At 64.0% G+C, this 18,555-nt stretch carries 22 protein-coding genes; 11 read left to right on the top strand and 11 right to left on the bottom strand.

Annotated elements, in window-relative coordinates; genetic code table 11:
- Positions 1-16: 16 nt before the first annotated feature.
- Positions 17-727 (top strand): helix-turn-helix domain-containing protein, encoded by a 711-nt coding sequence (locus A5892_RS17720; protein ID WP_150123595.1) that lies wholly within the window; start codon positions 17-19, stop codon positions 725-727.
- Between the two features lie 13 nt (positions 728-740).
- Here A5892_RS17720 and A5892_RS17715 read toward each other — a convergent pair whose 3' ends face one another.
- Genes A5892_RS17715 through A5892_RS17705 form a run of 3 tightly spaced genes read right to left on the bottom strand, consistent with a single transcriptional unit; the run spans position 741 to position 3,523 of the window.
- On the bottom strand, positions 741-1,166 hold the full coding sequence (locus A5892_RS17715) for a DNA polymerase III subunit chi (RefSeq protein WP_064123915.1): 426 nt from the start codon (positions 1,164-1,166) through the stop codon (positions 741-743).
- Between the two features lie 55 nt (positions 1,167-1,221).
- A complete protein-coding gene (locus A5892_RS17710) occupies positions 1,222-1,989 on the bottom strand; it encodes an SDR family oxidoreductase (protein WP_223302723.1) in 768 nt (255 codons plus the stop codon).
- 1 nt (position 1,990) lies between these two features.
- Positions 1,991-3,523: a leucyl aminopeptidase gene (locus tag A5892_RS17705; protein ID WP_064123914.1), complete on the bottom strand. Its 1,533-nt coding sequence runs from the start codon at positions 3,521-3,523 to the stop codon at positions 1,991-1,993.
- Between the two features lie 269 nt (positions 3,524-3,792).
- Here A5892_RS17705 and lptF point away from each other — a divergent pair, with 269 nt between their 5' ends.
- The 4 genes from lptF to bfr all read left to right on the top strand — a co-directional run bounded on the left by lptF (position 3,793) and on the right by bfr (position 7,220).
- Complete coding sequence (gene lptF, locus A5892_RS17700) at positions 3,793-4,872, top strand: LPS export ABC transporter permease LptF (RefSeq protein WP_064123913.1); 1,080 nt, start codon at positions 3,793-3,795, stop codon at positions 4,870-4,872.
- Positions 4,872-5,939: an LPS export ABC transporter permease LptG gene (gene lptG, locus A5892_RS17695; protein ID WP_317627703.1), complete on the top strand. Its 1,068-nt coding sequence runs from the start codon at positions 4,872-4,874 to the stop codon at positions 5,937-5,939. The genes lptF and lptG overlap by 1 nt, the downstream gene beginning before the upstream one ends.
- 259 nt (positions 5,940-6,198) lie before the next feature.
- Positions 6,199-6,399, top strand: coding sequence for a bacterioferritin-associated ferredoxin (locus A5892_RS17690; RefSeq protein WP_064123912.1), 201 nt, complete (start codon positions 6,199-6,201; stop codon positions 6,397-6,399).
- Between the two features lie 317 nt (positions 6,400-6,716).
- On the top strand, positions 6,717-7,220 hold the full coding sequence (gene bfr / locus A5892_RS17685; RefSeq protein WP_064123911.1) for a bacterioferritin: 504 nt from the start codon (positions 6,717-6,719) through the stop codon (positions 7,218-7,220).
- Between the two features lie 114 nt (positions 7,221-7,334).
- Here the strand turns inward: bfr and A5892_RS17680 are convergent, their stop codons facing one another.
- Genes A5892_RS17680 through A5892_RS17670 form a run of 3 tightly spaced genes read right to left on the bottom strand, consistent with a single transcriptional unit; the run spans position 7,335 to position 9,199 of the window.
- Positions 7,335-7,574, bottom strand: coding sequence for a DUF1653 domain-containing protein (locus tag A5892_RS17680; protein WP_064123910.1), 240 nt, complete (start codon positions 7,572-7,574; stop codon positions 7,335-7,337).
- Between the two features lie 27 nt (positions 7,575-7,601).
- Positions 7,602-8,420, bottom strand: coding sequence for a tRNA cyclic N6-threonylcarbamoyladenosine(37) synthase TcdA (gene tcdA, locus A5892_RS17675; protein WP_064124595.1), 819 nt, complete (start codon positions 8,418-8,420; stop codon positions 7,602-7,604).
- An 8-nt stretch (positions 8,421-8,428) separates the two neighbouring features.
- Entirely contained in the window at positions 8,429-9,199 is a 771-nt protein-coding gene (locus tag A5892_RS17670) for a pseudouridine synthase (protein ID WP_064124594.1), read from the bottom strand.
- 235 nt (positions 9,200-9,434) lie between these two features.
- On the opposite strand from A5892_RS17670, the gene A5892_RS17665 reads away from it, so the two are divergent.
- The 4 genes from A5892_RS17665 to A5892_RS20570 all read left to right on the top strand — a co-directional run bounded on the left by A5892_RS17665 (position 9,435) and on the right by A5892_RS20570 (position 12,260).
- Positions 9,435-10,157 (top strand): SIR2 family NAD-dependent protein deacylase, encoded by a 723-nt coding sequence (locus tag A5892_RS17665; RefSeq protein ID WP_150123594.1) that lies wholly within the window; start codon positions 9,435-9,437, stop codon positions 10,155-10,157.
- A gap of 75 nt (positions 10,158-10,232) precedes the next feature.
- Entirely contained in the window at positions 10,233-11,174 is a 942-nt protein-coding gene (locus A5892_RS17660) for a bile acid:sodium symporter family protein (protein WP_064123908.1), read from the top strand.
- A complete protein-coding gene (locus A5892_RS17655; protein WP_064123907.1) occupies positions 11,171-11,926 on the top strand; it encodes a tRNA-uridine aminocarboxypropyltransferase in 756 nt (251 codons plus the stop codon). Before A5892_RS17660 ends, A5892_RS17655 begins: the two co-directional genes overlap by 4 nt.
- Before the next feature lie 46 nt (positions 11,927-11,972).
- Positions 11,973-12,260 carry a putative quinol monooxygenase gene (locus tag A5892_RS20570; RefSeq protein WP_027348551.1) on the top strand — a complete coding sequence of 96 codons (288 nt, stop codon included), beginning with the start codon at positions 11,973-11,975 and terminating at the stop codon, positions 12,258-12,260.
- 109 nt (positions 12,261-12,369) lie between these two features.
- Here A5892_RS20570 and A5892_RS17645 read toward each other — a convergent pair whose 3' ends face one another.
- From A5892_RS17645 to A5892_RS17630, 4 genes are all read right to left on the bottom strand, one after another.
- Positions 12,370-12,627: a type B 50S ribosomal protein L31 gene (locus A5892_RS17645; protein ID WP_064123906.1), complete on the bottom strand. Its 258-nt coding sequence runs from the start codon at positions 12,625-12,627 to the stop codon at positions 12,370-12,372.
- Positions 12,628-12,737: 110 nt separating this feature from the next.
- On the bottom strand, positions 12,738-14,111 hold the full coding sequence (gene trkA, locus A5892_RS17640) for a Trk system potassium transporter TrkA (protein ID WP_064123905.1): 1,374 nt from the start codon (positions 14,109-14,111) through the stop codon (positions 12,738-12,740).
- A 36-nt stretch (positions 14,112-14,147) separates the two neighbouring features.
- Complete coding sequence (locus tag A5892_RS17635) at positions 14,148-14,354, bottom strand: dodecin (RefSeq protein WP_027349758.1); 207 nt, start codon at positions 14,352-14,354, stop codon at positions 14,148-14,150.
- 67 nt (positions 14,355-14,421) lie between these two features.
- On the bottom strand, positions 14,422-15,078 hold the full coding sequence (locus tag A5892_RS17630; RefSeq protein ID WP_064123904.1) for a nicotinamidase: 657 nt from the start codon (positions 15,076-15,078) through the stop codon (positions 14,422-14,424).
- A 521-nt stretch (positions 15,079-15,599) separates the two neighbouring features.
- On the opposite strand from A5892_RS17630, the gene A5892_RS17625 reads away from it, so the two are divergent.
- Positions 15,600-15,956, top strand: a complete 357-nt coding sequence (locus A5892_RS17625; RefSeq protein ID WP_150123592.1) for a hypothetical protein — start codon at positions 15,600-15,602, stop codon at positions 15,954-15,956.
- A 24-nt stretch (positions 15,957-15,980) separates the two neighbouring features.
- On the opposite strand, the gene pncB is transcribed toward A5892_RS17625, so the two are convergent.
- Positions 15,981-17,150, bottom strand: coding sequence for a nicotinate phosphoribosyltransferase (gene pncB / locus A5892_RS17620; protein WP_064123902.1), 1,170 nt, complete (start codon positions 17,148-17,150; stop codon positions 15,981-15,983).
- Positions 17,151-17,318: 168 nt separating this feature from the next.
- Here pncB and A5892_RS17615 point away from each other — a divergent pair, with 168 nt between their 5' ends.
- Positions 17,319-18,491: a GNAT family N-acetyltransferase gene (locus tag A5892_RS17615; protein WP_064123901.1), complete on the top strand. Its 1,173-nt coding sequence runs from the start codon at positions 17,319-17,321 to the stop codon at positions 18,489-18,491.
- The last annotated feature ends 64 nt before the right edge of the window (positions 18,492-18,555 follow it).

Here is an 18,555-nt window from a genome sequence, read left to right as displayed (position 1 = left end):
GCTGCTGTCGCTGTCGTTGAAAAGATACGTCGGGCGCCGGGTGGTCACCCTCGAGGCTGGTGAGAGCGTGCTGCTGCACAACCGGCACTCGATTGCCTATGACTACGCCCTCGGGCTCCATACGCGCGCGGCCTGGGTCGAGACCCAGCCGAGCCTCGATGGGCGTACCCTGGAGGCGCTTTGTGCGCCATTTTCCACCCCGCTGCGCGCTTCTCCACGGCTGCTGGCGCTGCTGGAGATGGGGCTCGAGCTGCAAGACTTGGCGCAGCCGCGTTGCAACCAGCTGCGCAACGCCCTCGGCGCTGCTGCGCTCGCCGCCCAGCTGTTCGAGGCCAGCGACGCGCCGGTCGGCGACTCGGTGCCCGCCGTGGCGCGGCTGGCGCTGCGCTATTTGCAAGCGCATTGCATCGAGATGGCGGGGCTTCACGAGCTGGCCGAGCACGTCGGGGTGTCCGAGCAGCATCTGATCACTACCTTCAGGCGCGCCTTCGGGATTACGCCGATCCGCTATCTATGGCGATTGCGGGTGCTCAGGGGCATCGCCCGGCTGCGCGGAGGCGACGAAAGCGTAGCGGTGATCGCCGCTGAATGCGGCTTTCAGAATCCCTACCACTTCTCGCGCCAGGTCAAGGCATTGACCGGCGTGGCGCCGACGGCGCTGCGCCGTCGCGACGACTTCCAGCTCGCCAGCAGCTGCCTGCCAGGCGGCACCGAGATCCACTTCTGAGCGCGGTGAGCGGTCAGCCCTTCAGCGGGTGCGCCTTGACCGGGTAGCCGCGCGACTTGTAGGTCTGCCAGCAGGCGCGCTTGGCGGTAAGCACTTCCTGGTGCTGGTTGATGATCTCGGCGATGCGCTCGAAGCGCGAGAACCATTCGGGGATATCCGGATGCAGGTTGAGCAGCGCCTCGACGCCGGGCGCGGGAGGGCCTTCCCAGCCGATCGTCACCGGTACGTCGTCGCGCTCGTGGATCAGTGCGTGGGGCAGGTAGCTGTCGGGGCGAAAGGTCCACAGTGCGTCGTCGATCCGCCGCGCCGCCGCTTCGTCTTCGACGTGGACGTGCAGGCGGTAGCCTTTGCGCTGGATGGTTTCGGCCAGGCGGCAGGCGAAGTCGAGGCGCGCCTCGAGGGTGGTCTGGGGCAATACGTAGAAATCGATCCGGGTCATGGCGCGACTTGCTCGAAAACGCGCGGGCTGGCCCGCGCGCGAGGGTTTTGAAGGATCAGACCCCGCCGTCGATGTCGAGCACCGCGCCGGTGGTGAACGAGGCTTCGGAGGACGCAAGCCAAAGGATGCCGCCTGCGATCTCCTCGACTTCGCCGGCGCGGCCGAGCGGGATGCCCTTGGCCGACTGCTCGGGTTTGTCGGGGCGCCCGCCGCTGGCGTGGATCTCGGTGCGGATCACGCCTGGGCGCACCACGTTGACGCGGATGCCATCGCTTGCGAGCTCCTTGGCGAGTCCTTCGCTGAAGGTGTCTATCGCGCCCTTGGAGGCGGCATAGTCGACGTATTCGTTGGCGCCGCCGCGATGGGCCGCGGCCGAGGAGACGTTGACGATAGCCCCGCCCTTGCCACCGTGCTGGAGCGCCATCCGCTTGATCGCCTCGCGGGCGCAAATGAACGGACCCGCGACGTTGATCCGCATCATCCGCTCGACGCGCTCGAAGCTCATCGCCTCGACCCGGCAGACCTGGTCGACGATACCTGCATTGTTGACCAGCACATCGAGGCGTCCGAAACGCGCATCCAGCGCGGCGAACATCGCCTCGATCTCGGCTTCGACGCCGATATCGGCCTGGATCGCCCAAGCCACTGCGCCTTTTGATTCGATCTCGGCAACCAGGCGCTCGGCGGCTTCGCGTTCGGCGCGGTAGTTGATCGCCACGGCGTAGCCACGGCTCGCGGCGAGCCGCGCGGTGGCCGCGCCGATACCGCGCGAACCACCGGTGATCAGCATCACCGGGCGGTCGTCGATCATAGCGGTGCTCATCTCATACCTCCTCGAGCGGACCGAGCTCGTCGGCTTCCAGCGCTTCGGCCTCGCGGTCGAACAGATACTGGGTGAGCAGTCCGACCGGGCGTCCGCTGGCGCCTTTCTTGCCGTTCCAGGCAGTGCCGGCGACGTCGAGGTGGGCCCAGGGGTAGGCTTCGGCGAAGCGCGACAGGTAGCAGGCAGCGGTGATCGAGCCGGCCTTGCGTCCGCCTATGTTGCCAAGGTCGGCGAAGTTGGATTCGAGCTGCTTCTGGTAGTCGTCCCAGATCGGCAGCTGCCAAGCGCGATCCCAGGATTCATCGGCGGCTTCGAGCAGGGCCTCGGCGAGCTCGTCGTCGTTCGAGAACAGCCCGCTGGCATGATCCCCCAGGGCGATGATGCAGGCACCGGTGAGGGTGGCGATGTCGACCACGCTGGCCGGCTGGTAGCGCTCGGCGTAGGTCAGCGCATCGCACAGCACCAGGCGGCCCTCGGCGTCGGTGTTGAGGACTTCGACGGTCAATCCCTTGAGGGTCTTGACGATGTCGCCCGGCTTGACCGAGCGGCCGTCCGGCATGTTTTCCGCCGAAGCGACGATTGCCACCACGTTGAGCTTGGGCTTCACCGCGAGCAGCGTTTTCATCGTGCCGAACACGCTCGCCGCGCCGCACATGTCGAATTTCATTTCGTCCATGTCGGCGGCCGGCTTGATCGAGATGCCGCCGGTATCGAAGGTGATGCCCTTGCCCACCAGTACGTGGGGCGGCTGGTCCGCGGCACCGCCGCGATACTCCATCACGATCAGCCGCGGCGGCTCGGCGCTGCCCTTGCCGACCGCCAGCAGAGCACCCGCGCCCATCTCTTCTATCGCTTGTTCGTCGTGGATGGTGACATCCAGCGCGCCGTTGGCGCCGAGCTCGACGGCGCGCTCGGCGAGATAGCGCGGGGTGCAGACATTGCCCGGCAGGTTGCCGAGCTCACGGGCGTAGTTGATCCCTTCGCCGACCGCGGCGCCGAGCGCGAGGCTCTGCTCGGCACGTGTCTGATCGAGGGTGGCGTCGATCACCAGGGTCAGTTCGGCCAGGGTGACCGGCTTGGGCGGTTCGCTCTTGCCGGCGGTGAAGCGGTAGCTGGCCTTGAGCGCGCTTTCGGCGGTGATCCGTGCCTGCCACTCGGGCTCGCGATCATCGAGCAGCGGATCGGCGAAGGCGGCAGCGAGACGCTCGATCTTGAGCTTGCATGCCGCCTCGAGTGCGCTTGCGAAGGCACTGCGCAGCGCCGGCTCGGCGAACTTTTCCGCGTCGCCGAGGCCTACCAGGAGCAGTCGTTCGGCTTCGATGCCGGCCAGCTCCGGAAGCAGCAGCGTCGCGCCGGGGTCGGCGCTGAAATCGCCGCGATCGAGCAAACGCCCGAGCAGGCCGCCCAGCGCGTCGTCTATCTTCTGGAAGGTAGCGGTCTGGCGAGGGGTGCCGGTGCCGGGCTTGAACACTGGCAACAGCAGGCACTGGGTCGAAAGGGTGGCGGCGGGCGTGAGGCTTGCATTGAATTGCATGACGGCTCCATGGCGATGCGCTTCGGCTCGTAGTCTCGCGGGCGGCGCGAGACAAGCGATGAGGGATTCTGGATAATGCCGCTGCTATGCGCTTGGGGACGACCCCAGCTTGGGATGGGCGGCCTCGGTCGTAGGACCGTCGGCAAAGGCGCCGCCGGTCGATGTCATCGGCTTGCCAGTGTACGCGATGGCGCGTCGCGCGCAATCGCCGAGTGCCCCGGGATCCCTTTCGGAACGGGGACGCATCATGCACATACGGGAGCCTGGTTTTGGTCGTATTCCGCTATTTGATTCGCGAGATCCTGATCACCATGGCCGCCGTCACGGCGGTGCTGTTACTGGTCATCATGGGCAGCCGCTTCATTCGCTATTTCGCCGATGCGGCAGCGGGCAGCCTGCCGGTGGGGCTGGTCGGCAGCCTGATGCTGTTCCATATGCCCGGCTTCCTGCAGTTGATCCTGCCGCTGGCATTCTTCCTCGGCATCATGCTGGCCTACGGGCAGCTCTACCTGAACAGTGAAATGACGGTGCTGCAGGCCTGTGGCTTCAGCCCGCTCAAGCTGCTCGGCATCTCGCTGTGGCCGGGGGTATTCACCGGCATACTGGTCGGGCTTTGCAGCCTGTGGTTGACCCCGCTGGGGCTCGCCACCAACGAGCTGACGCTGCAGCAGCAGAGTGCCCAGGCCGATTTCAGCGCGCTGAGCCCGGGACGTTTCCAGGACTTCGGCAGTGGCCGCACGGTCTACGCCGAGCATCTGAGCGAGAACCGCAGCCGGTTGGAGAACGTCTTCATCAGCGAGGGGCAGGACGCCACCGATGACTCCTCTCACGTGGTGACCCGTGCCGAAAGCGGCTATCAGGTCAACGACGAGCAGACCGGCCAGCGCTACCTGGTGCTGTCCAACGGCCATCGCTATACGGTCGAGCCCGGCGGCAACGCCGCCGAGCGGCTCGACTTCGCCACCTATGCGTTCCGGATCGAAAGCGTCGCCAGCGAACGCGACCTCGACGATGTCGAACTGCAGTCGACCGCCCAGCTGTTGACGCGCGATGACAGCGATGCTCGCGCCGAGCTGCAATGGCGCTTGAGCCTGGCGCTGATGATCCCGGTGCTGACCCTGCTGGCGATGTCGCTGTCGCGGGTCGACCCCCGCCAGGGGCGCTTCGCCAAGCTGCTGCCGGCGATCATGCTCCACGTGGTCTACCTGAGCCTCTTGCTCTCCGCCCAGGAGGCGATGAGGGACGGGGTGCTCGCGACCTACATCGGTGTCTGGCCGATCCACCTCGCCTTCCTGCTCTTCGGCCTCTGGCTGCTGAGGCGCACTTTTGGCCAGAGGAGGGGGCGCTGATGTTCGATCGATTCGACCGCTACGTCGCCCGCAATGTGCTGGCGGCGATGCTGATCACCCAGTTCACTTTGCTGTCGCTGGATTTCACCATTTCGTTCATCAACGAACTCGGCGATACCCGCGGCGACTATGGACCTCTGTCGATCCTGGCCTATCTGGCGATACGCATGCCGTGGCGCTTCTACGCCTATGCGCCGGTGGCGGTGCTGCTGGGTGCGCTGCTGGGGCTCGGGGCGATGGCCTCGAGCAACGAGTTGACCGCGATGCGCGCCGCGGGGCGTTCGATCGGTCGACTGATCTGGGGGGTGATGAAACCGCTGGCGCTGGTGGTGATCGTGACCATGGCCGTGGGCGAATGGCTGGTGCCCCAGACCGAGCAGGCTGCCAAAGCCTATCGCACCGAGCGTATCCAGGGACAGGGCGCGATCAACGCGGTCAGCGGTGGTTGGCAGATCGAGGGCCAGGACGTTTATCACTTCGGCGCGATCCGATCCGACAACGTGCTGATCGGCGTGACTCGCTATCACTACGACGAGGGCCGGCTGGTCTCGGCCAGCTACGCCGATCGTGGCGTATGGAACGCCGACGAGCGACGCTGGCGGCTCGAGGGCGTGCGCGAGACCAGCTTCGAGGACAGCGGCACGGTATCCGAGCGCTACGACGTCCTCGACTGGCAAACCAGCTTCGATCCGCAGTTCCTGACCCTGGTGATCATGGCCCCCGACACCCAGTCGATCGGTAGCCTCTGGCGTTTCGCCCACTACCAGGACGCCCAGGGCGTCAACAGCAACACCAGTTGGCTCTACTTCTGGCAGAAGGTGCTGCAGCCGCTGGCGCTGGCGGGGCTTGTGCTGGTCGCCGCCTCTTTCGTGTTCGGCCCATTGCGTTCGGTCGCCGCGGGGACGCGGATCTTCTACGGCGTGATCGTAGGATTGAGCTTCAAGTACCTGCAGGACCTGCTCGCACCTTCGTCGATCCTCTTCGGCTTCTCGCCGATCTGGGCGGTGGTGATACCGATCTTCGCCTGCTTCGCCTTCGGCGCCTTCCTGCTCAGACGCACCGGTTGATCAAGGAGCGGCCCACCGGGCCGCTCCGCCCTCGTCGTTGAATCCTCCTTTGCACTCTTCTTCGCATTGTCCTTTTTGCGCTCGCCGCCGAGTGAGCGCCGCTGATCGATGCGCATGGAAGTGCGGATGCTTTTCTGCATCCAATGTGAATTTGTCTCAGTTGTCATTGAGTTCTTCTGTTAATTAGGTAGATTACGCAATTGGGTCCGAGCCCGCTCCATTCGCGATCGGCCCTATCCAATCGCCGCCGGGGGAATTCATGTACGTCTGTCTTTGCAAGGGAGTGACCGACCGTCAGCTCAGGCAAGCGGTCGAGGAGGGTGCTTCGAGCTGGAAGGAAGTACGTGAAGCCACCGGGTGCGCCAGCCAGTGCTGCAAGTGTGCCAGGGTCGGCAAGGAGATCGTCCGGGACGCGCTGGCCGAGCTGGAGCCGCGCTTCGACCTCGCCTACGCGGTGTGACCGTTACTCGATTCTGATTCAGCCGTCGTTTCAAAGCCCTCGTTTCAAGGCCATCGTTTCAGAGCCCCAGCGGCGCTTCTTGCGCCGCTGGGGCTTTTCTCTTTCTCGGTACTGTTTTTCGTCACTATTCGCGCATCGGTACCGGGTCGCAATCGGACGCTCTATTGAGTGGTAATAGGATTGATTGTCGTCCTCGAACGTCGGGAAAAATGAACGAAAATGTATGGAAAACAGGGGTAAGCTGTCAGATACTGCCGGTCTACGGGCGTTTGGCACCGCCCTACCGTGACGACTAAGACTTGGCAGAGGAACTGCAGATGAAAGGCGACCCGAAGGTAATCGAGCACCTCAACGTCATCCTGGGTAATGAACTGGTGGCGATCAACCAGTACTTTCTCCATGCCCGGATGTACGAGAACTGGGGTATCGATGGGCTGGCGAAGTGGGAGTACGGGGAGTCGATCGAGGAGATGCGCCACGCCGACCGGCTCACTCAGCGGATCCTGTTCCTCGACGGACTGCCCAACCTGCAGGATCTCGGCAAGCTGCACATCGGCGAAGATACCGTCGAGATGCTCAAGGCCGACCTTCAGCTCGAGTACGATGCGCACAAGGCGCTGATCTCCGCGATCCAGTATTGCGAATCGGTGGGCGACTACGTCAGTCGCGATCTGCTCAAGGAGATCCTCGCCGACGAGGAGGAGCATATCGATCATATCGAGACCGAGCTCTCGCTGATCGAGAAGATCGGCCTGCCCAACTATCTGCAGAACCAGCTCAAACCGGTCAACGAACAGCACATCAACGAAGACGCTCACTGACATCGTCGCCGTCGCGCCAGCGGCCGCCCCATTGGGGCGGCCGCTTCGTTTTGCGCTCTGGCTATTCGATGCCTGGTAGCGGCTACAGCCTTTGCAGCGTCTAGCGTCTAGCGTCTAGCCTTGCTCGAAAGCCTTGACCAGAGCGAAGCGGGGCCTGGGCTCACCATCGCGTTCGATGGTTTGATTGAACATGCCGAGCGGTCGGCTCCAGAGATCGTAGTCACCGTAGAGTGCCCGGTAGATCACCAGCTGCTCCTCGGTCTCGCTGTGGCGCGCGACGCCGATCACTTGATAGAGCGCGCCCTTGTAGTGGCGATAGATGCCCGGTCTGGGGATCGGATCGTTGGGAGGCATGCGGGTTCCTGCTGTGATGATGGATGTTCAGTCTTCGAGCCTGCTCGAGAGTCGCTCGACCGCATGGGCGGCGGCGGCGAAGCCGAAGGCGCCGGTGACGAAGCTCGCTGCTCCATAGCCTGAGGCGCAGTCGAGCCGGGTGGATTCGCCAGCGCCCGGCTTGCGCGCGCAGACCTCTCCGTCCGGTGCTGGATAGCGGCGCTGCTCGTCGGAGCAGATGCAGGTGATGCCGAAGCGGCGCTTGGGGTCGCGCGGATAGCCGTGATGGCGCCGCAGATTGCTGCGCAGCTTGGCGAGCAGCGGGTCCTGCTCGGTGCGCGACAGGTCGCGCCGTTCGATCCGGGTCGGGTCGAGCAGCCCTCCGGCTCCACCGGTTACGGTGAGACCGAGCCCTCGGCGCTTGCACCAGTCGACCAACGCGGTCTTGGCGGCAAGAGAGTCGATGGCATCGATCACGTGATCGATGCCGATATCGAGGCGCTGCTCGAGATTGTGTGGGGTGACGAAGGCGCTGACCGGGTCGAGCTCGAGATCCGGGTTGATCAGCCGCATTCGCTCGGCGAGTACCTCGACCTTGGGGCGACCGATCTGGCCATCGAGGGCAGGCAGCTGGCGATTGACGTTGGACACGCAGACGTCGTCCAGGTCGATCAGGGTCAGCCGGCCGATACCGCTGCGCGCCAGCGCTTCGACGGCCCAGCTGCCGACGCCACCGACGCCGATCACGGCGACGTGAGCACGGGCCAGCCGCGTCTGCGCGCGAGCGCCGATCAGCCGGCGGATGCCGCCGAAACGCAGCTCGGCGGCGTCGCGCTCAAGCGATGGGGCGAAGGAAGAATCACTCATCATCGGTCCTATGGATTGGTCTGCTCGTATACGGTGATACGGTCCCGGGAGAGATGCGCCTGCCAGCCGAAGCGCTCCAGCAGGGCGGCGAAGTCGCTCTCGAGTGCCGCTTCGACCTCGATTCGCGCACCGCTGAACGGATGGGCGAAGCCAAGTCGGGTCGCCGCCAGCAGCAGCCGGGCGCTGCCCGGGAATTCGGCGAAGTAGTGCGTCTTGAAATAGCGGTTGTGCACGCCCTTGCCATGCTTGGCATCGCCGATCAGCGGGTGGCCCGCTTGGCTCAGGTGACGGCGGATCTGGTGGCGTCGCCCGCTCGACGGGTTGGCTTCGATCAGTGAGTAGCGGCTGCTCGGGTAGCGGTCGATGGCGACCGGCAGCTCGATCTCGGCGAGCCTGGCTATCTCGGTGCACGCGGGCATGGCGGGATTTTCCGCCTTGGGCCGAAGCCCATCCTCCTCGCGCAGTGGCCAGTCGAGCCTGGCGGCGACCGGCGCATAGCCGCGTACCACGGCGAGGTAGCGTTTATCCACTCGGTGTTCGGTGAACTGTTCGGAGAGCTTCGCCGCGGCTTCTGGGCTGAGAGCGAAGACCATGGCGCCCGAGGTGGGCCGATCGAGCCGATGGACCGGGTAGACCCGCCGCTGAATGGTATCGCGCAGCTCTTGGAGCAGGATGCGGGGCGCATGGCGGTCCAGCGCGCTGCGGTGGACCAGTACGCCCGCAGGCTTGGCGACGACGACGATATCGTCGTCCAAGTGGAGCACGCGAAGAGGTGTCACGAGATTCACGACCAAAGGATGGCGCGATATTCTGGCGCCAAACGTCGGCGATGTACAGATACCGAGGGGTGTCAACACGCCTTGGGGCCGCTTGGGATGGCCCCCTGATCTATATCTGATAGAATCGCCACCCGCTGTCCTGGCGGAAAAGGTCCGGCCAGGCGGGATCAATAGTGAAGGCGCTGGATGCATGGGCGGCGCTGGGCGAGTGCGTCGTTCGACGCTAGGGGGATCTATGCCGCATCTCGTGGTGCTGAGCGGCGCTGGCATCAGTGCCGAGAGTGGTATCGAGACTTTCCGCGCGGCGGAGGGCCTATGGGCCAATCATCCCGTCGAGGCGGTCGCGACACCAGAGGGTTGGCGGCGTGATCCCGAGCGTGTGCTCGAGTTCTACGCCGAGCGGCGCCGACAGATCCGTAGCGCTCGCCCCAATGCGGCTCATCGTGCCCTGGCTGAGCTGGAAGGCGCTGGTTTCCGCGTCACCATTCTGACCCAGAACATCGATGACCTTCACGAACGCGCGGGCTCCAAGGATGTGATGCATCTTCACGGCAACGTGATGAATGCTCGCTCGAGCGTCGATCCCCGCTTGATCTATCCGCTCGCCGAGGGCGAGGAGATCAGCCTCGGCGACCTGTGCGACAAGGGCAGCCAGCTGCGTCCGCACGTGGTCTGGTTCGGCGAGCCGGTGCTGCTTCTCGATGCCGCCCGTGAGCTCACCGCCGATGCTGACCTGCTGCTGGTCGTTGGCACCTCGCTGAACGTCATGCCGGTGGCGGGGTTGATCGATGAGGTGGCATTTCACGTACCGCGCCTGCTGGTCGATCCCAGAGCGCACGAGTTTGCCCCCCAGGGCGTGAAGGCGCTGTCGCGCCGCGCCGCCGAAGGTGTCCCGCTGCTGGTCGATCACTGGCGCCGGACCCGGCGATTCACGCTCCCCGATACGTTCGCCGGCTGAGTCGGCGGGCTTTTCTTCTCGCGGCGGCGCCTTCTACGGTGCCGCCGCTTGGCATTCTCGAGGTTTTCTTTCGTCATGTTCGAATCATTCAACCGGCTGTTCCCAGTGTGGGCGATCCTGGTCGCCGTGTTCGCGGTATGCCTGCCGGCTCCGCTGCTCTCGCTTGCCGGGCTGGTTCAGCCGCTTTTGATGCTGATCATGTTCGTCATGGGAGTGACGCTCTCGCGCGAGGACTTCGCCGGTGTGTTCCGTGATCCCCGAGCGGTGCTGCTCGGTCTGTTGCTCCACTACACGGTGATGCCGCTGGCCGCGTTCGCGATCGGTTGGCTGCTCGGCCTGCCGCCGGAGCTGATGGTCGGGATGATCCTGGTCGGCGCGGTATCCAGCGGCACCGCCTCCAACGTGATGACCTGGATCTCCGGTGGCAACGTGGCGCTGGCGGTCAGCCTGACCATCGTCTCGACCCTGGTCTCGGTGGTGCTCACGCCGCTGCTGGTCTGGCTGCTGGTCGGGCAAAGCGTCAGCGTGCCGGTATGGGCGATGCTCTGGAGCATCGCTCGACTGGTGCTGCTGCCGATCCTGCTCGGGGTGGCGGTGCACCGATTCATCGGCGCGCATATCGAGCGGATCGAGCCGATGCTCGCAAGCGTCGCGGTGGCCGCGATCCTGGTGATCATCGGGGTGGTGGTGGCCGCCAACGTCGGCCAGCTGGCGACGCTCGGGCCCATCGTCGCGGTGGCGGTGCTTCTGCACAACGGCGTAGGCCTTGCGGGAGGATACTGGGGCGGCCGGCTGCTCGGGCTCGATGAGCGCAAGAGCCGCACCTTGGCTTTCGAGGTCGGGATGCAGAATTCGGCGCTGGCGGTTTCGCTTGCGACCCAGTTCTTCACGCCGGCGGCGGCGCTGCCTGGTGCGCTGTTTTCGGTCTGGCACAATATTTCCGGATCGCTGCTTGCTGGCTACTGGAAGCGCCGCCCGACCACCGGCATCAGCACGACCTCCACGGAACCTTCATGAATCGAGACCTTCCTCGCGGTGAGACGAGCGACCATCCTCGCCGGCCGTTCAAGGCGCGCGGCAGTGCGGTCGTGCGTTGCGAAGGCTGTCGTCTGCCGCAGCTCAACTGCCTGTGCCCCTACAAGGTGAAGGTCGAGGCGAGGGCGCGTTTCTGGCTGATCACCCATGCTCTCGAGCGGCACAAACCGACCAACACCGGGCGGCTGATCGCCGATTGCTTGGCCTCGACCGAAGTTTTCGGCTGGTCCCGCACCGAGCCGGACCCGCTGCTGCTCGAACGGCTCGCGGATCCGCGCTTCATGCCGTTTCTGGTCTTCCCCGACGATCAGCCCGACTACGCCGATCGAGTCGTCGCGTATCGCGCTCCGGATGACGAGCGCATACCGGTGTTCGTGATCCTCGATGGCACCTGGCGTCAGGCCCGCAGGATGTTCCGCCAGAGCCCCTATCTGGCCCGGCTTCCGATCGTCGCATTGCGCACCGACCGGCTGACTCGCTATCGGCTGCGCACCCCGGCCTCCGCCCAGCACCTTTGCACCGCGGAGGTCGCAGCCGAACTGCTGCGCGTGGCCGGGGAGCTTGAGGCGGCCGGGGTGCTCGATGATTACTTCGATGTCTTCAACGAGAGTTATGCGGCGAGCAGGGCCTATCGGCGTCTGGAGCGGCCATCGGCGGCGATGCGCCGCCAGCTCGAGCGGCTGGAAGCGCCCCGAGACGGCCTGGGCGTTTCAACCGCTCCTGCGGCGGGTTAGAGTGGGGCAAGACGGCGTTACGCCAGCTTTCAAGCGAGGAGCCAGCATGGGCATTGGAGTGATCACCACGATCGTCGCCAAGCCGGGGTATGAGCAGGAGGTCGAAGAGGCGCTGAGGGAGGTGGTGCCCCCATCGCGGATCGATGACGGCTGCGAGTTCTATGCGCTCAACCGTGACTTCAAGCGCCCCAGCGCTTTCTACATTCTCGAGCAGTGGCGTGACCAGGAAGCGATCTCGCGCCGCGAGGAGCAGAGTCACTTCAAGCGGCTGATCGAAGCGCTCGAGGGCAAGATCGAGTCGATGGAAGCCGCTCGGCTCGAAACGCTGCTTTGATCTGGTACACAAAAAGAGCAGGGGGTGCTGTGAGCAGCGCCCCTTTTTTATTTCACCTCTCTACCTTTGCTTTGCCCGCTCACGCTCAGTGCGGGCTACCGGCGGTCGTTCAGCTGCGTGAGCCGAGAGAGCCGAAGCGCCGTTTGAACTGGGCGGCGCGTCCCTCGCTGCTGATCGCACGCTGCTGGCCGGTATAGAAGGGGTGCGAGGCCGAGGAGACATCGAGCTTGACCAGCGGGTAGGTGTTGCCGTCCTGCCACTCGATGGTGTCATGGGCGTCGATGGTCGAGCCGATCAGGAAATAGGCATCGGCGTTGGTGTCGTGGAACACCACTTTGCGATAGCTGGGATGAATGTTGGCACGCATGGTAGTGCTCCCTATCGAAATGGGTCGGTTATCGGGATACGGCGCTGTTTAGATATACTATAACATATTGATGGTGGGTGCCAAGCCAGTCATGCGGAGGGGGTCCGCTGTCAGCGAATCCGTCCATCGACCTGGAACAGGCGCTCCACTTCGCGCAGCTTTTGCCTGTCGATCACCAGCAAGACGAGATGATCGCCGTCCTGGATGCGCAGCGACCCCTTGCCGAACAGCACCTCTTCGCCGCGTACCACCACACCGATGGCGATGCCCTCTGGAAGTGCGAGTTCCCGGATGGTATGGCCAACCACCCGTGAGTGTCGCTCCTTGCCATGGACCACCAGCTCGATCGCTTCCGCCGCGCCCCGGCGCAGCGAATGGACGCTGACCAGATCGCCCTGGCGCACATGGGAGAGCAGGCCGCTGATGGTCGCTTGTTCCGGCGAGATGGCGATATCGATCTCACCACCCTGGACCAGATCGACGTAGGCGGTGTTGTTGATCAGGGCGAGCACCTTGCGTGCGCCGAGGCGCTTGGCCAGCATCGAGGACATGACGTTGACTTCGTCATCATTGGTCAGCGCGCAATAGATGTCGCACTCGTCGATGTTCTCATCGGTGAGCAGGCGCTGCGAGGTCGCAGAGCCGTGCAGCACCACGGTGTCGTCGAGGCGCTCGGCGAGGGTCTGGCAGCGTTCCAGGTCGCGTTCGATGATCTTGACCCGATGGGAGGGCTCGAGCGACTGCGCCAGCCGTTCGCCAATGTGGCCGCCGCCGGCGATGATGACGTGGCGGACGCTGCGATCGCTGCGCCGCATTCTCGCCATCACCGTGCGGATGTCACGGCGCGCGGCGAAGAAGAAGATCTCGTCGTCGGCTTCGACCACCGTGTGCCCATCGGGAATGAATGGGCGATTGTGCCGGTAGATCGCGCTGACCCAGCTGTTGATCGCGTCAGGGGCCTCGTGCAGCGCCCGCAGCTTCTGCCCGACCAGCGGGCCATCCTGGTAGGCTTTCATCGCCACCAGCTGGATCATCCCATCGCAGAAGTCGAGCACCTGGAGCGCGCCGGGATACTCGATCAGCCGGCGGATCTGGGTGGTCACCACCTGCTCAGGACTGATCAGCACGTCGATCGGGATCGCACCGGGATTGAACAGCTCGCGACGCATCAAGTAGGCACTCGAGCGCACCCGCGCGATCTTGGTGGGCGTCTTGAACAGCGAATAGGCCACCTGGCAGGCGACCATGTTGATCTCGTCATCGTTGGTCACGGCGATCAGCATGTCGGCGCTCTCGCAGCCCGCTTCGGCAAGTACCGCGGGGTGCGAGGCATGGCCATGGAGAATGCTGATTTCGCAGCGGTTGTGCAGCTCGCGCAGGCTTGTCAGGTCGACATCGATCACGGTGATGTCGTTCTCTTCGCGGGCGAGGTGCTCAGCCAACGTGCCGCCCACCTGCCCCGCGCCGAGGATCAGTATCTTCATCCGTCAGAGTTCATCCAGCGTTGCTCATCGAGCGTTTCATTCCAGCTTGAAACCGACCTTGAGGCTGACCTGCCAGTGCGCGACACGACCGCCTTCGATATGGCCGCGGGTGCTGGTGATCTCGAACCACTGCATGTCGCGTACCGTCTCGCTCGCCTTGATCAAGGCGTTGTTCACCGCATCCTCGACGCTGGTGGTAGCTGAACCGGTCAGTTCGATCGACTTGTAGACGTTGTCGCTCATGATTCTACACCTCCTGGTGGGATTGATGGCCGACGACGCTCCATCGTCGTTCCCACAGCATAGTCACTCAATTCGCGCTGTCGATTTCGCCGACCGCGACCCCGCTGGCCGCGAGCAACCGCTTGGTCTCGATGTCGCTCGCCGAGCTGACCGGGCGGCTGAGCGACCACAGCAGATGGGTCTTGAACCCCGCATCCACTGCGTCCTCGGCGCTCCATAGCACGCAGACGTCGCGGGCGAGGCCGCAGAGATAGACATCCGTCACGCCGCGCTCGCGCAGCCAGCCGGCAAGGCCGGTGGTTGGACGGCTGCCGGCGGGGCCGGGGTTATGGCGAAAGGCGCTGTAGGAGTCGACCTGGGGATCGGTGCCTTTGCGGATGATCAAGTCGACCGGTGCCCAGTCGATCATGGGGTGCAGCTGCGCGCCCGGGCTGCCCTGCACGCAGTGATCCGGCCATAGGGTTTGCTCTTCGCCATGCAGCGGGATGCGCTCGAATGGCGCCTTGCCGGGATGCTGGCTCGCGAACGAGACATGTCCGGGCGTGTGCCAGTCCTGCGTCGCGACCACGTGGCCGAAGCGTCGGGCGGCGAGCAGCGCGTCGATGGCGGAGACGATCTGGTCGCCATCTTCGCAGGCCAGCGCGCTGCCAGGCATGAAATCGGGCTGCACATCGACCACGATCAGCGCGCTGTGGGTGAAGTCGGGAGAGAAGCGGGTGGTCATAAGGGCGTCCGTTGGGGTCGGGTTGGTGATCGTCGATCCTGGCGATTGCGTGGTTATGCAAACGCCGCGATGATCGGCGAGGTTTTGCGCATACTTTCCTTTAACGACTGCTTTTGGCCGAGAGATTTCTCCACTGCGAGTTCGATATCTCGACTAGTTCCCAAACTACTTTTCAACCTCGGCCTTTCAACTGCAAAAAGTTGGGTTCGAAGCGTTCAAGCAATGTTCATACGATGTAAAGCTGAGTGATTGAAGGTGAATCCTTGACTACAAAAATATTGACAGGGCCTTTTATTTTTGATCTATGGCGTATGTTAGACTCCGGCCCTATAAATGACCTTGATAGCGCAGGTGCGCCTGTACTGTAGCGTCGGCTTCCGTGCGGTCTCGTCGGTGCGCTCGAGCGTAACGATGATTTTTCTGCCTTTGATCATGGGCGAACCCGTCGGCAGGCATAGCGTCTTTCGTACGTTCGCGAGCGAGCGCCGTCACCACGAAATCCAGCATGTCCGGTGAATTACATGTCCAATAGAAGAAGATTGCCCTTCGTCAGCGACATTCATTATCTGCTCGGTTCGACCCTGCGTGATTCTCGCCAGGATCGGATCGGTCGCGTAGTCGGTCTCGATCAGCACCGAGAGCGGCCGATCATCGATGTGCTTTGGAGTGGCGAACGCCGAGTCGAGCGCGTCGAGATCAGCGCCGAGCAGCTCGAGGCACTGATGCGCGTGGCGCGCGAGCGCGCGGCCAGCCAGGGCGTCGAGGTCGTGGATGAGCCGCGTCGCCAGGCCCAATCAACCGCCGAATCGGAGAGCAAGCTCGAAAAGCCGCGCGATGAAGCCGTCGACGAGCGGGCGCCGCTGCGCCGGCGCGCCTGAGTCTCGTCCCGATGGCGCCGGCGTTCAGCCGGGAAGGGAAAGAATCTGGCGGGCCAGCTCGATCATCTGCGGATCGCCCGTGTTCTTCTCACGGATATCCGAGAGTTTCACCACCGCGAGCCACTGATCGTCTCCCTCCGGGCGGGTTTCCGTCATCTTGACCACGATGTTCATCGGCTTGACCCCGACATCATTGGTGAAATTGGTACCGATGCCGAAGGACATGCCGATCCTGCCGCTGCAAAAACGCACGATTCGATCGACCTTCTCCGGATCGAGCGCGTCGGAGAAGATGATCGTCTTGCTGCGCGGATCGATGCCGAGCTTCTTGTAGTGGTCGATGGTGGTTTCGGCGAAAGCGATCGCATCGCCGCTGTCGTGGCGGAGCCCATCGAAGAGTTTGGCGAGCATTTTGTCGAAGCTGGCGAAGAATACCTCGGTGGTGAAGGTATCGGTCAGCGCGATGCCAAGATCGCCACGATAGACCTTGACCCAGTTGTTCAGCGCTACCGAGTTCGCGACCTTGAAGCCATAGTTGGCGGCATGGAACATGAACCACTCATGGGCATGGGTGCCGAGCGGCTTGACGCCGTGACGGTGCGCCAGATGAACGTTGCTGGTGCCGGTGAATGAGCTCTCGCCATAGCGCTTGAGCGTTGCCACCACCTTGTCATGCAGCGCATAGCTGTAGCGCCGGCGAGTGCCGAATTCGGCGACCTTGAGTCCGAGCCGGCGGTAGTGCTCGATTTTCGCCCTGGTCTTCTCCAGCGCCTGCTCATCGCTCTCTCTCGGCTCGGCCCGCATCTCGAACCATAGCTCGCTGATCAGCGCCATCAGCGGCATTTCCCATAGGATCGTACGGTACCAGAGCCCCTCGACCGTGACTTCGAGATCCTCTCCACGCTGGCGGATGACCACCTCGTTGGGGTCGAAGCGAAAACCCTGGAGGAAGTCGTGATAGGTCGGGTCTAGATAGGGACAGGTCCGTTCGAGGAAGTCGCGTTCGTCCTGGCTCAGCTCGAGTTCGGCCATCCTGTCCACAGCGGCGCGCAGGCGCGTCGAGAAGCCTTCAGGAAAGGCATGCTTGCCGCGATTGATGAATCCATAGCGCGCCCAGGCCCGGGGAAAGAGCTTGATCACCGCGTTCTGCATGGTGAACTTGTAGAAGTCGTTGTCGAGAATCGAAACTAGCATGGGGGCGGCTTGAGACCTCTGGGGCTTGGGCTGGCTGGCGCGACCTGAGCAACTGGCAGGCGGGTCTGGGGCGCCGGGATCGGGCGGTGATGATTCGGCCTAGAATAGCGCACCACATCAAGCGGCTCCACGCCGTGGCCGTAACATTTTCCTCTCCAGGAGGAGCCGATGGATAGAGGTGTCCAGGGGGCACTGGGAAGCTCGTGCGAACTCGAGGTGCGTTCGCTTTCGCTCGGCTCGCTGCCCGCCGAACAGTGGGACGCGCTGGTGAACGATGGCTATCCCTTCGTTCGCCATGCCTTCCTGCATGCGCTGGAGGAGAGCGGGGCGGTGGGGGGCGAGAGCGGTTGGTTGCCTCGTCATCTCGGTATTTGGCGCGGTGAGCGGTTGGTCGCGGCACTGCCATGTTTCGAGAAGCACCACTCGTTCGGTGAGTACGTCTTCGACTGGCAGTGGGCGGATGCCTGGGAGCGCGCCGGCGGAGAGTACTATCCCAAGCTGGTCAGCGCGGTTCCGTTCACGCCGGCGACCGGGCCCAGGCTTTTGCACGCAGTGGGCGAGTCTCGCTTGGCATTGGTCGAAGCGTTGCTTCCCTGGCTCGAAAGCCCGCGTGTTTCCGGCTGGCACCTGCTGTTCCCCAGCGAGGCTGAAAGTCAGCGCTGGCGGGCGGCGTGGCCCGCCCTGGCGCTGCGCTACGGGGTCCAGTACCACTGGCATGATCGCGGCTACCGTGACTTCGAGGGCTTTCTCGCCACCTTTACCGCCAAACGACGCAAGGAAGTCCGGCGCGAGCGACGCAAGGTCGGCGAGCAAGGACTGACGCTGCACCGGCTGTGCGGCGCCGAGATCGATGAAGCGGCACTTGAGCATTTCTATCGCTGCTACCAGATCACCTATCTCGAGCATGGGCAGCGCGGCTACCTGCCGCTGGCGTTCTTCGTCCTCCTGGTCCAGCGGATGCCCGAGGCGTTGATGCTGGTCCAGGTCCGTCATCATGGTGTCCCCGTCGCCTGCTCGTTGTTCTTCCAGGGGGGCGATACGCTCTATGGTCGCTACTGGGGGAGCGAAGTGCACGCGGACTGCCTGCATTTCGAGGCTTGCTACTACCAGGGCATCGACTATTGTCTGACCCAGGGTCTTGAGCACTTCGACCCGGGTACTCAGGGCGAGCACAAGATTCCGCGCGGGTTCGAGCCGCTGCTCACGTACTCGCTGCATTGGCTCGCCGCACCTTCGCTGCGCTATGCGGTTGAGACCTTCCTGACGGATGAGCGCGCGCTGACGATCGCCCGCCGCGATGCCGCCGGGGAACTGCTTCCGTTTCGCCGAGACCAGGCTTAGCGGCCTGCGCGATATGAAACCGCGGGCGGTTAGAATCCGTCGCCGTGATCATGACCAATGGAGA

The sequence above is a fragment of the Halotalea alkalilenta genome, from assembly GCF_001648175.1.
GTDB classification, from domain to species: Bacteria; Pseudomonadota; Gammaproteobacteria; order Pseudomonadales; family Halomonadaceae; genus Halotalea; species Halotalea alkalilenta_A.
Note: the sequence above shows the minus strand (reverse complement) of the source record. Positions and strands in the feature narration are given on the sequence as shown.